At 73.3% G+C, this 13,147-nt stretch carries 13 protein-coding genes; 11 read left to right on the top strand and 2 right to left on the bottom strand.

All coding sequences use genetic code 11. The annotated features are described in order from the left end of the window. Positions 1-6 precede the first annotated feature (6 nt). Positions 7-924: a hypothetical protein gene (locus OHA30_RS03605; RefSeq protein ID WP_328912329.1), complete on the bottom strand. Its 918-nt coding sequence runs from the start codon at positions 922-924 to the stop codon at positions 7-9. Between the two features lie 77 nt (positions 925-1,001). Further along, the gene (locus tag OHA30_RS03600) at positions 1,002-2,465 is read right to left on the bottom strand and encodes a condensation domain-containing protein (RefSeq protein ID WP_328912328.1); all 1,464 of its coding nucleotides are present in this window, start codon (positions 2,463-2,465) and stop codon (positions 1,002-1,004) included. A gap of 291 nt (positions 2,466-2,756) precedes the next feature. On the opposite strand from OHA30_RS03600, the gene sbnA reads away from it, so the two are divergent. The 11 genes from sbnA (at position 2,757) to acpS (ending at position 13,112) form a co-directional block, all read left to right on the top strand. Further along, a complete protein-coding gene (sbnA, locus tag OHA30_RS03595) occupies positions 2,757-3,752 on the top strand; it encodes a 2,3-diaminopropionate biosynthesis protein SbnA (protein WP_328912327.1) in 996 nt (331 codons plus the stop codon). Between the two features lie 3 nt (positions 3,753-3,755). Beyond that, entirely contained in the window at positions 3,756-4,760 is a 1,005-nt protein-coding gene (gene sbnB, locus OHA30_RS03590; RefSeq protein WP_328912326.1) for a 2,3-diaminopropionate biosynthesis protein SbnB, read from the top strand. Further along, positions 4,757-5,698 (top strand): ornithine carbamoyltransferase, encoded by a 942-nt coding sequence (locus tag OHA30_RS03585; protein WP_328917709.1) that lies wholly within the window; start codon positions 4,757-4,759, stop codon positions 5,696-5,698. Before sbnB ends, OHA30_RS03585 begins: the two co-directional genes overlap by 4 nt. Positions 5,699-5,783: 85 nt before the next feature. Next, positions 5,784-6,719, top strand: coding sequence for a 3-oxoacyl-[acyl-carrier-protein] synthase III C-terminal domain-containing protein (locus OHA30_RS03580; RefSeq protein ID WP_328912325.1), 936 nt, complete (start codon positions 5,784-5,786; stop codon positions 6,717-6,719). Next, positions 6,716-8,128, top strand: a complete 1,413-nt coding sequence (locus tag OHA30_RS03575) for an ATP-grasp domain-containing protein (RefSeq protein ID WP_328912324.1) — start codon at positions 6,716-6,718, stop codon at positions 8,126-8,128. Before OHA30_RS03580 ends, OHA30_RS03575 begins: the two co-directional genes overlap by 4 nt. Next, complete coding sequence (locus tag OHA30_RS03570) at positions 8,125-9,453, top strand: type III PLP-dependent enzyme (RefSeq protein WP_328912323.1); 1,329 nt, start codon at positions 8,125-8,127, stop codon at positions 9,451-9,453. Before OHA30_RS03575 ends, OHA30_RS03570 begins: the two co-directional genes overlap by 4 nt. A 26-nt stretch (positions 9,454-9,479) precedes the next feature. Then, positions 9,480-9,758 carry an acyl carrier protein gene (locus OHA30_RS03565; protein WP_328912322.1) on the top strand — a complete coding sequence of 93 codons (279 nt, stop codon included), beginning with the start codon at positions 9,480-9,482 and terminating at the stop codon, positions 9,756-9,758. Between the two features lie 3 nt (positions 9,759-9,761). Next, positions 9,762-10,712: a hypothetical protein gene (locus OHA30_RS03560; protein ID WP_328912321.1), complete on the top strand. Its 951-nt coding sequence runs from the start codon at positions 9,762-9,764 to the stop codon at positions 10,710-10,712. A gap of 146 nt (positions 10,713-10,858) precedes the next feature. Beyond that, a complete protein-coding gene (locus OHA30_RS03555) occupies positions 10,859-11,503 on the top strand; it encodes a hypothetical protein (RefSeq protein WP_328912320.1) in 645 nt (214 codons plus the stop codon). Continuing rightward, a complete protein-coding gene (locus OHA30_RS03550) occupies positions 11,500-12,729 on the top strand; it encodes an acyl-CoA dehydrogenase family protein (protein WP_328912319.1) in 1,230 nt (409 codons plus the stop codon). Before OHA30_RS03555 ends, OHA30_RS03550 begins: the two co-directional genes overlap by 4 nt. Then, the gene (gene acpS / locus OHA30_RS03545; protein ID WP_328912318.1) at positions 12,726-13,112 is read left to right on the top strand and encodes a holo-ACP synthase; all 387 of its coding nucleotides are present in this window, start codon (positions 12,726-12,728) and stop codon (positions 13,110-13,112) included. The genes OHA30_RS03550 and acpS overlap by 4 nt, the downstream gene beginning before the upstream one ends. Positions 13,113-13,147 lie beyond the last annotated feature (35 nt).

The following is a 13,147-nucleotide window of genomic DNA, read 5'->3' as shown; positions in this document are numbered from 1 at the left end:
CGGACGTCAGCCGAGCGCGGGCCAGTCGGCCGGGGTGTCGCCGTGCGCCCGCACCAGCGCGAGGACGACGCGTTCCAGGCCGAAGGCCGCGCAACTGCTGTGCGCCCACCCGCCCTCCGGCGAGCCGATGCGGAAGCGCTGTCCCAGGTGGTCCCTGTGCAGATTGACCGAGGCGATCGCCGTGCCCGGGTCCCCGGGGTACACCGGGGCCACGAACTCGTACTTCAGGTTCTGCTGCAACTGGCTGGAGCGCATGAAGCGGGCGCCGGGTCCGAAGAACGGGTCGCTCGCCGTCTGCACCTCGACCGCGACCCCGAGGCCGGCGAACAGGGCGCGGCAGCGGTCGAGCCAGTCCTCCTGCCAGGCGAGCGCGGTGTCCTCGGCGCCCACGGCGACGAACTCGCGCATACGGAACGAGCGGAACCGGCCGACCTCGCTGGTCGCCTCGTGCCGGTAGCAGGATCCGGCGACATCGAAGTACCGGGCCCCGCTCAGCGTGTTGTCGGCGAGGGCGGGATAGACGCTGTAGCACGCGGCCGGGGCGAGCACGGTGTCGGTGGGCACCCGCGCGTCCTCGCCGAGCCCGGCGTCCTCGGCGGTGCCCTGGTCCAGGGCGTGGACGGAGCCGAGGAGATGGGGGAAGGATTCGCTGTACTCGGCGCGCTCGATCTGGCCGCGCGGGACCACGGGGGCGTGCCAGGACGGCCCTGGTGTGCCGTCCGGATGCGCACGGGTGAGGGCCCGGTGCACGGTGGCCAGCGCCGACTCGAACCGCGCGGTGAAGCCGAGCACCCCGGCGACGCCGGTGGGCAGCAGCCAGCCGGTGGAGACGAGCCGGTCGAGGGACCGGTCGGTGCCGGGCCCGCCGCCGGTTCCGGGACCCGCGTCGCCGGTCGGCGCGTTCGCCGTGGTGTGCACGGTCACAACTCATCAGCTCCTTCAACAGGCCGTCGCGGCGCGGCGCGCCCGGCCGTCGGGTGGGTGGGGGAGTCCGCGGCGCCTCACCGGGCCGCGGCCGGCGCGAGGTCGCCCAGCCTGCCCGGCAGAGTGCCCTCGGCCGCCGCGGTGAGCAGGCCGAGATAGCGTTCTGCGACGGCGCGGGCCGCGCCGGCGGTGAACAGCGAGGTGTTGTACTTCAGGACGACGGCGGTCTCCGCTCCGCGCCGGGACAGCTGGAGCGTCAGGTCGAACTGCCCCTGCTGCTGCGGCAGCGGATACACGTGGAAGCGGTGGTCCGGCGGCAGGACACTCAGGTCGGCCACCTGCGACGGGTCCTCCTCGGTCACCACGAAGAGCACCCCGACCAGGCCCGCCCGGTCCGCCGTACGGGGCCGGTCGGCCAGCCGCGACATCAGCGCGAACGGGTACGCGCGGTGGACGAGCCCGGACCACAGTTCGGCGGCGGTCCGCCGCAGCAGGCCGGCGAACGAATCGTCGGGTTCGACGTGCGCAGGGAACGGCAGCGTGTTGACGTAGTAGCCGGTCGCCGACCGGAACCGGGCACCGGGACGTACCGCCGCGGGATAGCCCACCAGCCGCAGCCGCTCCCCGGTCAGGCTGTACAGGAGCAGCTGGAACACGGCGAACAGGACGGCGAACGGGGTCGTGTTCGCCTCGGCCGCCAGCTCCGCGGTGCGGGCGGTGAGACCGGCCGGGACCAGGAGTTCGGTCTGGTCGCCGGTGAACTCGTAGACGCCCGGCCTCGGCAGGTCGCCGACGAGCAACGGGTCGCGGGGGACGGCCTGGAGGACACGCTGCCAGTGCCGGCGCGCCGACTCGCCGCGCGGTGAGGCCAGGAAGTCCTGCTCCCGCCGCACGAAGGCGGGATAGTCGGCGCCCGGGTCCGGCCCGTCGGCGGCCGTGCCCCCGGGGCCGCCGGAGTCCGTGTCACCGTCCGCCGTGTCACCGTCCGCCGGGTCGCCGTCCCGCTCCGGTCGGGTCCGCGCGGTGCCACCGACGACGCGCCCGTAGGCCGTCAGGAGGTCGGAGAACAGCCTGAGGTGCGAGACGTTGTCCAGCGCGATGTGGTGGGCGGTGACCACGAGCACGTCACCGCCGGTGTCCGGACGCAGCAGTGAGACCCGCACGGGCGCCTCGCGGTCCAGCCGGAACGGGCGCCGGGACGCCTCCACCGCCGCCGCGTACAGCGGGTCCCCGGCGGTGGGGCCGTCGACGCGGCGCACCTCGAACACCGACGGGTAGGGGGCGGCGGCGTCCGGGAGCCGGAGAGGACCCGTGCGCGTCGACCGGAACAGGCAGTTGAGCATGCTGTTGCCGGCGACGGTGGCGAGGACGGCCGACCTGAGCGCCGCGACGTCCACGTCGAAGTCCAGCGTCATGGCCGCGGCGGTGTTGTAGGCGCTGCTGTCGGGTGCCAGGGCGTGCAGGAACCACAGCGCCTCCTGCCCGATGCTCAGGGCGCAGCCGACTCCGGTCGGCACCGTGCTGCTGGCCATCAGGGACATGCGCTCCCGATCCTGGAACTTGCGCGCCTCGGCGGATTTCTCCGCCCCAGTAGGGCACGGCGGTGCCGGGCGGGCCAGGCAGCGCGGCGGCAACTCGGCTGCCTGCTTTCTGCCGCTTCAAGGCCGGTCCCGGGGCAGTTGCCGAGTCCGGCGCGGGGCCGCAAACTGCCGCCGATTTGCCTGTTGCGGCGGTCCGGTGCTGCTTACGCTCTGTACTCGTCGGCCGCCGAGGCGCCTCAGCCCGTGGAGGCACGGATGGGGTTGCACTGGCACTCACCTGGGGTTGCGACGGTGATATTCGAGCACGCCTACGAAATGGTTCTGGACAATGTCTTCCTCCACCTGGGGGACACCGTCGAGAACGTCGATGTCTATCTCAAGATGGAGGGGCTCAACCCCGCGGGCTCGGTCAAGCTCAAGACGGCCGTCGCCATGGTCGAGGACGCCGAGCAACGAGGTCTGCTGCACAAGGGAAGCCGTCTGATCGAGTCCTCGTCCGGCAGCCTCGGCATCGCGCTGGCGATGGTGGCGGCGGCGAAGGGCTACCTCTTCACGTGCGTCACCGATCCCAACATCTCGCCGCACAGCCTGGACGTGATGCGGGCGCTGGGCGCCGAGACGGTACGGGTCGATCAGCGGGACGCCAGCGGCGGCTTCCTCGGCAGCCGCATCTCGTACATCGAGGAGCGCGTCGCCGCCGATCCGGACCTGGTGTGGCTCAACCAGTACGCCAATCCCGCGAACCGCAACGTGCACGACCGGTGCACCGCGGCCGCGATCACCGCGGAGGTGCCGGCCGCCGACTACCTGTTCGTCGGCATCGGTTCGGCGGGAACGATCATGGGCTGCGTCAGCCACTTCCGCCGGATGTCGCCCGCGACCCGGATCGTCGCGGTCGACTCGGTCGGCTCGGTCAGCTTCGGGACGTCGGCCGGTCCGCGGTTCATCCCCGGGATCGGCGCCAGCCGACGGCCCGAACTGTTTCTGCCCGAACTGGTCGACGAGATGGTGCAGGTCGCGGAGGCTGACGCGGTACGCACCTGCCGGTGGATGGCCCGCACCCGCGGCCTGTTCGCCGGCGGGTCGACCGGTGCGGTGATGGCCGCGGTGATCCAGCGGGCACCGGCCCTGCCCGCGGGCTCGCGGATCGTGGCGATCTCACCGGATCTCGGCGACCGCTACGCGAGGACGGTCTACGAGGACGCCTGGGTCGCGCAGACCTTCGGGCCGCAGACGCTGACCGCCGAGGCCGCCGGCACACCCGGCCTGACCACGACAAGGAGGTGACACATGCTGCCCTTCCACGTCATGGGCGGAAAGGCAGTGCGCGCGGTCGTCGAGCGGTCACGGACCCGGATCCACGCCCGGATCGACGACGCCTACCGCGCACACCACCGGGGTGACACCGTCAACCCGGACAGCTACTTCCTGCGTTTCCCGGACAAGCCGGAGGCACGCATCATCGCCCTGCCCGCCCTGCTGCGCGGCACACCACCGGTCGCGGGGCTGAAGTGGATCGGCAGCTTCCCGGGCAATCTGGCGCGCAACCTCCCGCGTGCCTCGGCGGTGCTGATCCTCAACGACTTCGACACCGGGTACCCCTTCGCCTGTCTGGAGGCCTCGCAGATCAGCGCGGCCCGGACGGCGGCCTCCGCGGCACTCGGCGCCGAACACCTGCACGGGTCGCGCCGGGCCGACCGGGTGACGGTGGTCGGGGCCGGCGTCATCTCGCGCAACGTACTGGAGTTCCTGCACGACCTCGACTGGACGGTCGGTGAAGTGGTCGTGCACGACACCGTCCCCGAATACGCGGAGAAGTCCGCGCGGTACGCGCGTTCGCTGGGGTTCTCCGCCCGTACCGGGGCCACGCTGCGCGCATCGGTCACGGACGCCGACGTGGTCGTCCTGGCCACCACGGCGCCGGCGCCGTACATCACGGAGCCGGGGTTCTTCGCGGCCGGCCAGACGGTGCTGAACATCTCGCTGCGGGACATCGGACCGGAGCTGGTGGCGGACGCGCACAACGTCCTCGACGACATCGAGCACTGTCTGCACGCGGGCACCTCCCCGCATCTGGCGGTGGAGAAGTTCGGCACCCGTGAGTTCATCGACGGCACGATCGCCGGCCTGGTGCTGGGCGAGTTCACGGTCACCCGCGACAAGCCGCTGATCTTCTCCCCCTTCGGACTGGGGGTGCTCGACATCGCGGTCGGTGTGGAGGTGCTGGCGGCGGGCCGCGCGGACGGCACGGCCCACGCGTTCGAGGAGTTCTTCGCCGAGGAGTCACGGTGGTGAGGCAGGCGCGGCATCTCATCTCGCTGTCCGACCTGCCGGACGACGCGCTGCGCGGTGTGGTGGCCCGGGCCGCCGACCACGCGCGGCGCGCGGCCGCAGGCCGGCCGGCCGACCCCACCCTGGCCGGGGCCGTGGTCGGCGTGTACTTCCGGCGGACGTCGACCCGTACCCGCACCGCGTTCTCCGCCGGCGCCCTCAGGCTCGGCGCCGGCGTCGTCGCGTACGGTCCGGGGGATCTGCAGACCAACACCGGGGAGACCAGCGAGGACACCGGCCGGGTGATGGCCGGCATGCTCGACGTCCTCGTCGCACGGACCGCCGACGATCCCGCGGAGATGCGGGCATGGGCGTCCGGGCAGCGGCGGATGGCCGTGGTCAACGCGATGAGCGCGGACGAACACCCGACGCAGGCGCTCGCCGACCTCACCACGCTCGCCCTGCACTTCGGCGAGGTGGAGGGGCTGCGCGTCCTGTACGTCGGCGAGGGCAACAACACCGCGGTGGCGCTCGCGCTCGGCCTGAGCCGCTTCCGCGGGGTGCTGCTCGACCTGCGCACCCCGCCCGGCTACGGGCTCGATCCCCGGGTACGTGCCCAGGCCCTGGCGCAGGCGGAGTCGGCCGGCGCGCTGGTGACCGAACGGCACGACCTCGCGGGCCTGCCCGCCGACCTGGACGCCGTCTACACCACGCGCTGGGAGACGACCGGGACGACCAAGCCGGACCCCGACTGGCGTGCCGTGTTCGCCCCCTTCCACGTCGGGCCGGAGCTGATGGCCCGCGCCCCCAAGGCGGTGTTCCTGCACGACCTGCCGGCGCACCGCGGCACGGAGGTCGCCGCCCAGGTGCTGGACGGACCGGACAGCCTCGCCTTCACCCAGGCGGAGAACAAGCTGTACAGCGCCATGGCCGTCCTGGAGTGGTGTCATGGCCTCGGCTGAGCCCACCGCGGCCCGGACTCGGCGGCCGTCCGCGGGTGTTCCGGACGGCCGGCGCGGGCTGCGGTTGCAACGGATCGCGCCGTACGTGCCCTCCACCACGGTGGCCATCGCCGACCTTCAGGAACGCATCGGTCTCTCGCGGGCCGAGGTCCGGCTGTACACGTCCTTCCTCGGCCTCGAACGGGTGCCGAGAGTCGAGGACATGACGGCCCTGGAGATGATGCTGACGGTCGGTGAGACCGTGCTCGACGGGGTCGACCGGACGCGCGTGCGCCATCTGGTGCATCCGCACACCGTGCTGCACGTCGCGCCCGCCACGCACCGCCTGATGACCACGCTGCGGGACAAGCTGCGACTGCCCGAGGCGTCGGGATTCGAACTCACCCACCAGCACTGCACCAGCGGCCTGTTCGCACTCCGCGTCATCGAGGCGCTGCTGCGCACGGAACGGCCGGGCGCGCAGGCGCTCGTCCTGGTCACCGACAGGATCACCACGTCGCTGGTGCAGCGACTGCCCGGGACCACGGTCTTCGGCGAGGCCGCCGTGGCGGTGCTGGCCGGTCTCGACGGGCCGGGCGACGAAGTCCTCGGCCAGGCCCACCGCACCCTGGGCGAGTACCACCTGTCCCTGGACATGCCGCCCGACGTGCAACGGCGGTACAAGCTCGCCTACATGCCGACGATGCTGGAGGTGCTGCACGAGGCCGTCGCGGACGCCGGGCTGACCCTCGACGACGTGGACCGCATCCTCCCGCACAACGTCAACATGCACTCCTGGGTCATGGCCGCGAAGACCCTGGGCGTCCCGGTCGAGCGGTTCTACCTGGAGAACGTGCCGAAGACGGGGCACTGCTTCTGCGCGGACCCGTTCGTCAATCTGCACACCGCCAGGGCCGAGTCCGCGGTCGCTCCCGGCGATGTCGTCGCCATGCTGTCCGCCGGGTCAAGCGGCACGTTCTCCGCGGTCCTGGTGCGGGTCGACGACCTGCCCGGCGCCCCGGACCCCGGAGGCGACTCATGACGGCCGGCGCCCGTACCCCGGCGGGCACCGACGCGGCCGGTGGCCCGGACCGGCCCGGCTTCATCCGCCGGCTCAAGGCCGCGGTGACCGGCGACCCCGGCGCCCGTCTCGTCCACCTCAACAACTTCGAGGTCGAGCGGGTGTGGGGCCGCGGCGAGCCGGGACTTCCCGGCGCCGGACTGTCCTTCAACGCGGCGACGGTGAACCGGATGGAGGAGGTCGGAGTCCTGCTGGTCGACGAGGGCGACACACTCGTCCTCAAGGCCCCGGTGGACCCGGCCTACGAGACGTACCTGCGCGGACTCGGCCTCGCCGCAGGACAGGTGCTCACGGTCGACCGCGACGAGCCCGAGCACGCGGTCACCGTCGACGCCCTCGCCTCCCCGCGGCTGATCGCCGAACTCGCCGCCCTCGCCGACGGGCGCACCTATCTGATGCCGCTGGGCACGTCCGACGACGAGGAACGGCTCTCGGCGGCCACCGGACTGCCGCTGGCCGGCCCGGACGCCCGCACCTGCAAACGGGTCAACGGCAAGATCTTCAGCCGGGAGCTCGTGGACCGCTCGGGGCTGACCCCGGTCCCCGGCGCGCAGTGCCGCACCGTCGGCGAACTGGCCGCCGCGCTCAAGGAACACCTCGCAGGCGGCGCGGGCCCGGTCGTGGTCAAGGAGTCGCTCGGCGTCTCCGGCCGGGGCCTGGTCGTCCTGGACAGCGCGCGCCGCGGTGAGCAGCTGGTACGGATGGCGGCGCGCCGGGGTGAGCGCGTCGAGGTCGTCGTCGAGCGCTGGATCGACAAGCAGTGCGACCTGAACTACCAGTTCATCGTGGGCCGGGACGGCGCCGTGGAGTTCGAGACGGTCAAGGCCGCGTTCACCGAGAACGGCGTCCACCGCGGCCACCTGTTCCCGCCGGCGCTCGCCGCCGGGCACACCGCGGAACTCAAGGCGGCGGCGCAGGTGCTGGGCAAGGGGCTCGCGGAGGCGGGGTACTTCGGGGTGGCCGGGGTCGACGCGATGCTCGGCCGCGACGGCACCCTGTATCCGTGCCTGGAGATCAACGCCCGGTTCAACATGGCGACCTTCCAGAACCGCGTGGCCGAACGGCTTCTGGGGCCGGGGCGGTCCGCTCTGGCCACGGTCTTCGATCTGGAACCGCGCCGGGCGCACGGCTTCGACGAGATCCGGACCGCACTCGGCGACCTGCTGCTGACGGCCGGGCCGGACCGGGACGCCACCACGGCGGCCCGCGGAGTCCTGGTGACCAACCTGGCCACGCTGCGGGCCGGCGCCCCCGACCGCCGCTCGAAGGGCCGGCTGTACGCGATCTGTGTCGGCGACAGCCCCGACGACGTCAACGCCTTGCGGTCCCGGGCCGCCCGGGCCCTGGAGAAGATGGTGGAGGGGCCATGAGCGCACCCGCTCGGACCTGGCACGAAGCGGCCTCCGCGCCGGCGGACCTCAGCGGTCCCGACGGCTGGCGGGACCTCGCCGAGCGGTTCGGTACCCCGGCATACGTCTACGACGGCGACTGGCTCGACGACAACCTCCGGACACTGCGCGGCGCGCTGCATCCGGCACTTGAGGTGTTCTTCTCGCTCAAGTCCAACCCGAACCGCGCCGTGTACGACGTGCTGCGCGCGGCCGGCGCGCGCGCCGAGGTCTCCTCGCTCGCCGAGCTGCGCACGGTGCTCGACGCCGGTACCGAACCCGCCGACGTGGTCTTCCTCGGCCCGGGCAAGAGCGAGGCCGAGATCGAGGCGTGTGTACGGGCGGGCCTGTACGCCGTCGTCTGCGAGTCGCTGGCCGAACTCACACTGCTCGACGAGACGGCCGCACGCCTCGGAGTGCGGCAGCGGGTGCTGCTGCGCGTCAACCCGGCCTACTCGGTGGCCGGTTCCCGGCTGACCATGGGCGGCAAGCCCCGCCAGTTCGGCATCGACGAGGCGGTGGTGCTGGCCGCAGGCGAACCGATCGGGAAGCACCGGCACGCCGTGGTCGCGGGCATCCAGGTGTACATGGGCACCCGCATCCTCGACCCCGAGGTGGTGTGCAAGAACACGGCGTACGTCCTGGACCTCGCCGAGCGCGCGGCCGAGGCCACCGGGATGGCCCTGGACGCGGTCGACGTCGGCGGCGGTCTCGGCGTCGCCTACTTCGACGGCGAGCGGGACCTCGACCTCTCCGCACTCGCCGACGGACTCAACCCGTTGATCGAGGACTTCGCCCGCAGGCATCCGGGCACACGGCTCCTCATGGAGTCCGGCCGCTATCTGACCGCGCCGGGCGGCACCTACCTCATGGGGGTGCGGTACATCAAGGAGTCCATGGGCGACCGGTTCGCCGTCGCCGACGGCGGCACCCATCACCACATGGCGGCGGTCGGCATCGGCTCCTTCGTCAAGCGGAACTTCCCCGTCGACCTGCTGTCCCGGCCGACCCCGCCGGACGCCCCGACGGGACCCTGGACCATCGCCGGCCCGCTGTGCACACCGAACGACACCGTCGCCAAGGCGATACGGCTGCCGGACCTCCGGGTGGGCGACCTGCTCGGCGTCCGGCGCTCCGGCGCCTATGGACCGTCGGCCTCACCGGCCTACTTCCTCAGCCACGGATACCCGGCAGAAGTGCTGGTCCGCAGGGGGACGGCGTACCTGGTGCGGCGCCGCGACACCGTCGACGACCTGCTGTCGCGCCAGGCCACCCACCCGGACCTGACCGCGACCCCGGTCCACTGAACCCTCCCACCGTCAAGGAGAGTCCGATGCCCAGCACCGACAGCGGCGCGATCCGCACCGCCCTGCAGGAAAGCCTCGCCGAGGTCCTCCGCAAGGAGGTTCCCGAACTCGACGACGGGATGCGCCTGTTCGGCGACCTCGCGCTGGACTCCACCGGGGTGATCGAGCTGCTGATGGAGCTTGAGGACTCGCTGGGCCTCCAGGTGGATCCGGAGGAACTCACCCCCGAGGTGTTCGAGACGGTCGGCGCCCTCATCGGATACATCAGCGCATGCCTGGAAGGCGTGCAGGATTCGGTGGGCTGAGCCGTGCCCTTCCCCGCACCGATCGGTGCCGACGGCGCGCTGCGTGTGAGCCGGCCGGTGGTACGCACGTTCGCGCCGCGCCCGCAGCAGTACAGCAGCAAGTCGGCCACCTGCATGACCGACTTCCTCGACCACTTCGGGCTTCCGCGCGACGAGGGCCTGCTCGCAGAAGGGGGCGGCAACTCGTTCAGCGACATGGGCGCGGAACTGCTGCGCGCGCTCGACCCGCCGCTGTCCGGGGTCGACGTGCTGGCACTCGCCTTCCACATCCCGGACCTCGACTTCGTCAACGTCGCCGGATGCGCGCTCACCGAGCACTTCGACGGCAGACCGGACGTCTTCTCCGTCTCCGGCCAGGGCGTCGGCGCCCCCTTCAGCGCGCTGCGGACCCTGGCGGCGCTGTACGCGGCCGGACACAGCGAGCGCGGCGCGCTGTTCGTCTTCGACCAGACCACGCTGCCGTACCACGAACCGGACGTGCACGGCGTCGAGCGGGACGACTGCGGGGTGCTGCTGCACACCGATCCGCGGCGCGACAGCCAGTCGGCCCGGCTGGTCTTCACCGACGAGCGTCCCGTCGTCGGCGCTCGGCAGGTCCGCGCGGCACTGGGGGAGGCGTGGCGGGACGTGTCGGGGGACGCCGCGGCGCCCGGCACCGGCCCGGCGCGCGCGGACCGTCCCCCGCGGTTCGTCCTCGGCAGCACTCTGGCCGGGCACCTCGCCGGTGGCTCCGACGAACACGACTTGGACCGAGCCGCCGATCCAGGCGCCGACGTGGACGGGGAGGTCGTCGAGGGCTCCGGGCGGCACCTGTGCACCAGCGCGTGGGCCGCGCTCGCCCGGTCCTGGCCGGCCGGCGGACTGCCCGGCGACCGGCTGACCGTGGTCGCCGACTACGATCCGCACGCCGGGCGGCTGTTCCAGGCCGGGCTGCTGCCCGGGGACGCCGGATGACGGGCCCCCAAAACACCACCGCCTCCCCGTCCACGCCGACTGCTCCCGCGGGGTCGGCCGCTTCTGATGGGTCGGCTGTTCCTGCTTCCGCCGGGCCCGCCGGGTCGGCCGTTCTTGTCGGTCCGGCCGCTTCCGCAGGGGCGGCCGTGGCCGCTCGGGCGGCGGCGGGTGGTGGCGCCGATTGCGCCCCGCCGGAGGCCGACGCGGAGGAGCTGCGGCGCCTCGGCCGGGACCGCGGCCTGGCCGCCGGGCTTACGGCCGTTCTCGCCGGACTCGATCCCCGCGCCGTCGCCCCGGGTGGACGCGCGGTGCTCCCGCTGTCCGCCGTGCCCGACGACGCCCGGGTCGTCCCGCATGTCTTCGCCGACCGGGAAGGGCTCGCCCTGGTCCGGTGGGGCGCGGCCGGCCCCGGCCGCGGACTGCCGCCCGAGCGGGCGGCCGCACTGGCCGCGGTGCGCTGCGGCGTACTCGAAGGGCTGCTCGACACGGCCGTCAACCGCATGGCGGCACGCAGTTTCGCCGGCGTCCCGCTCACCGAACTGCAACTCGTCCAGGGCGCGACGGCGGACGTCGTCACCGTCCTGCACACGGCCGCCGCCGCCCGGCCGGACACGGCACCCGAGGCCGTCGCCGCCCTGCACGAGCAGCTCACCGACGCCGGGTGGACGGTGGCCCGGTTCTTCGGGGCGGAGGGCTACCTCGCGACCCATCCGGCGCGCGCACTGCACCTGTCCGCGCTCACGGCCGACGTGTGGGTGCCGCGGACCACCTCCCGGGAGGGACGCGGATGACCGTGTTCGCACCGTTTCCACTCGACGAGCGCCTTGGCCTGCTGCGCGCCGCGGCGGCCGACACCGGGGCGGAGTTGAGGTCGCACGCCCTCGCCCTGGACGCCGACCCGCACGACATGCGGCCCCACCTCGGGGTGGCCGGGTACGACCTGATCCGGCGCTGTACGACGCCCCCGCGGTACGGCGCCGGACCCCTGCGGCTCGGGCGGTACGCGTACGCGGCCGGAAGCTGCCTGGACCAGGTGGTGCTGGTGGCGGAGCTGGCCCGCGGCGACGCCGGCATGGTCCTCGCGTGCCCGGCGCCGAGCCTGTCGGGCGTGCTCGTCGACCAGATGGGCGACGCGGCGCAGCGGGAACACTTCCACCGGTCCCTCGCCGACGGCGCCACCTGGCCCTTCTTCGCCGTGACGGAACCGGCCCGGGGCAGCGACGCGAGCGCGATGGAGACCCGGCTCACGCCCACCGCCCCGGACGGCACCGGGCCGGGCGACTACCGGCTGACCGGCGTCAAGCGCTACATCGGGAACGGCGCACGCGGGGCCCTCGGTGTGGTCTTCGCCCGCACCGGACGGGGGCCGCTGTCCATCCGGGCCGTCCTGCTGGACGCCGCGTCGCCCGGATTCGACGCCTCCCCGCTGGACATGGCCGGGCTGCGCGGCACGTGCCTCGGCGAGATGCGGTTCGACGCGGTCCCCGTGCCGCGCGAACGCCTGCTGGGGCGTCATCTGTCCCCGGCCCGGCAGGGCATGTGGGCGGCCATCAGGGTCTTCAACCAGATGCGTGCCCAGGTCGGCGCACTCGCCGTGGGCACCGCCACCGCGCTGCTGGAACTCGTACGCGAGGAACGCCCGGACGCCCCCGGGGCCGGCATCCACGCCGCGCGCATCGAGGCGTGCCGGAGCCTGGTGTACGCCGCCGGCGCCGCCGTGGACGCCGACCGGGACGCGAGCCATCCGTCGAGCCTGGCCAAGTACGCCGCGACCACGCTCGCCCGCGACACCGCCCGCTGGGCCGTCCGGTCCCTCGGCCAGGAAGCCCTGATCGACCTGCCGCTGCTGGAGAAGTGGACCCGCGACGTGGGCGCCTTCGAGTTCATGGAAGGCACCGCGGACATCCAGCGGCAGCACATCGCGAAGGCGTACCTCAAGGGCCGGTACGCGCTGCGGCGCACCCCGCCGGAGGCGCGGACCCCCGGTCCCGGCCCGCTCGCGGAGGCCGACCGGTGAGGCTCGGTGTGGACCTGCTCGACATCGCGCGGTTCGCCCGGATCGCGGACCGTCCGCGCGGGCTCCGCCTGGTCTTCACGGCCGCGGAACTCGCCGAGGCCGAGGGCCTGGGCGACGAGCGGCGCGCGGAGTTCCTGGCCGGGCGGTTCTGCGCCAAGGAGGCCACCGCGAAGGCGCTCGGCCGCGGCCTCGGGCAAGGACTGACGTGGCGGGACATCGAGGTGCTCCGGGACGACTTCGGCGCACCCCGCGTCGTACTGGGCGGCGGAGCGCGGTCCGTCGCCGAGCAGTACGACGTGGGCGAGGTCGCGGTGTCCCTGAGCCATCAGGGCGGCTGGGTGGTCGCGGTGGCGCTCGCCCTGCCCGCGAGCGGCGCCGGCTGATCCCGTACCCCGTGAAGGCCCCGGCCCGCGCCCTC

Source organism: Streptomyces sp. NBC_00223 (assembly GCF_036199905.1).
Taxonomy (GTDB): Bacteria; Actinomycetota; Actinomycetes; order Streptomycetales; family Streptomycetaceae; genus Actinacidiphila.
Note: the sequence above shows the minus strand (reverse complement) of the source record. Positions and strands in the feature narration are given on the sequence as shown.